Here is a 1,960-nt window from a genome sequence, read left to right on the forward strand (position 1 = left end):
TTCGTACATATAGCCAAGCCTTCGTGGTTCAGGCGTACGGATGGGTAGGGGAGCGTCGTGCAGCGAGTGAAGTCGCGGTGGAAACCAGTGGTGGACGCTGCACGAGTGAGAATGCAGGCATGAGTAGCGAATCACACGTGAGAAACGTGTGCGCCGGATGACCAAGGGTTCCTGGGGCAGGCTAATCCGCCCAGGGTAAGTCGGGACCTAAGGCGAGGCCGACAGGCGTAGTCGATGGACAACGGGTTGATATTCCCGTACCCGCTACGATGCGCCAGCGCTGAACCTCGTGATGTTAAGGCCGTGAAGCCGCCGGGATCCTTCGGGTGAACGGTTTTGGTGGAGCCGCCGAACCAATCGGGTAGTAGGTGAGCGATGGGGTGACGCAGGAAGGTAGTCCAGCCCGGGCGGTGGTAGTCCCGGGGTAAGGGTGTAGGGCGTTGTGTAGGCAAATCCGCACAACACGAGCCTGAGACCTGATGCCGACCCGATTGTGGGGAAGTGGATGATCCTATGCTGCCGAGAAAAGCCTCTAGCGAGTGTCGTGGCGGCCCGTACCCCAAACCGACTCAGGTGGTCAGGTAGAGAATACTAAGGCGTTCGGGTGAACTGTGGTTAAGGAACTCGGCAAAATGCCCCCGTAACTTCGGGAGAAGGGGGGCCATTGTTGGTGAGGAGACTTGCTCTCCGAGCTGGTGGTGGCCGCAGAGACCAGCGAGAAGCGACTGTTTACTAAAAACACAGGTCCGTGCGAAGTCGTAAGACGATGTATACGGACTGACGCCTGCCCGGTGCTGGAACGTTAAGGGGACCGGTTAGCTCTTCGGGGCGAGGCTGAGAACTTAAGCGCCAGTAAACGGCGGTGGTAACTATAACCATCCTAAGGTAGCGAAATTCCTTGTCGGGTAAGTTCCGACCTGCACGAATGGCGTAACGACTTCTCGACTGTCTCAACCACAGGCCCGGTGAAATTGCACTACGAGTAAAGATGCTCGTTTCGCGCAGCAGGACGGAAAGACCCCGGGACCTTTACTATAGTTTGATATTGGTGTTCGGTTCGGCTTGTGTAGGATAGGTGGGAGACTGTGAAGCGGACACGCCAGTGTTCGTGGAGTCGTCGTTGAAATACCACTCTGGTCGTGCTGGATGTCTAACCTGGGTCCGTGATCCGGATCAGGGACAGTGTCTGATGGGTAGTTTAACTGGGGCGGTTGCCTCCTAAAGGGTAACGGAGGCGCCCAAAGGTTCCCTCATCCTGGTTGGCAATCAGGTGTCGAGTGTAAGTGCACAAGGGAGCTTGACTGTGAGACCGACAGGTCGAGCAGGTGCGAAAGCAGGGACTAGTGATCCGGCGGTGGCTTGTGGAAGCGCCGTCGCTCAACGGATAAAAGGTACCCCGGGGATAACAGGCTGATCTTCCCCAAGAGTCCATATCGACGGGATGGTTTGGCACCTCGATGTCGGCTCGTCGCATCCTGGGGCTGGAGTAGGTCCCAAGGGTTGGGCTGTTCGCCCATTAAAGCGGTACGCGAGCTGGGTTTAGAACGTCGTGAGACAGTTCGGTCCCTATCCGCTGTGCGCGTAGGAGTCTTGAGAAGGGCTGTCCCTAGTACGAGAGGACCGGGACGGACGAACCTCTGGTGTGCCAGTTGTTCTGCCAAGGGCATGGCTGGTTGGCTACGTTCGGGAGGGATAACCGCTGAAAGCATCTAAGCGGGAAGCTTGCTTCGAGATGAGGACTCCCACCAACTTCGGTTGGGTAAGGCCCCCGAGAGACGATCGGGTTGATAGGCCGGGTGTGGAAGCCCTGTAAGGGGTGGAGCTGACCGGTACTAATAGGCCGAGGACTTGTCCTCAGTTGCTACGCGTCCACTGTGTGGTTCCCGAACCGCAATCGGTTTCGGGGAACCCGTTTGATAATTGAATCACCGCATGTGATTTCTGGTTCACCGAACGACCC

1 rRNA gene (running past one end of the window) is annotated in these 1,960 nt (G+C 57.3%); it reads left to right on the forward strand.

The features are described from left to right. A 23S ribosomal RNA gene (locus ACFZBU_RS47870) occupies positions 1-1,856 on the forward strand (it extends 1,372 nt beyond the left edge of the window). Positions 1,857-1,960 lie beyond the last annotated feature (104 nt).

Origin of the sequence: Embleya sp. NPDC008237 (assembly GCF_042956465.1) — a bacterium.
Classification (GTDB): domain Bacteria; phylum Actinomycetota; class Actinomycetes; order Streptomycetales; family Streptomycetaceae; genus Embleya.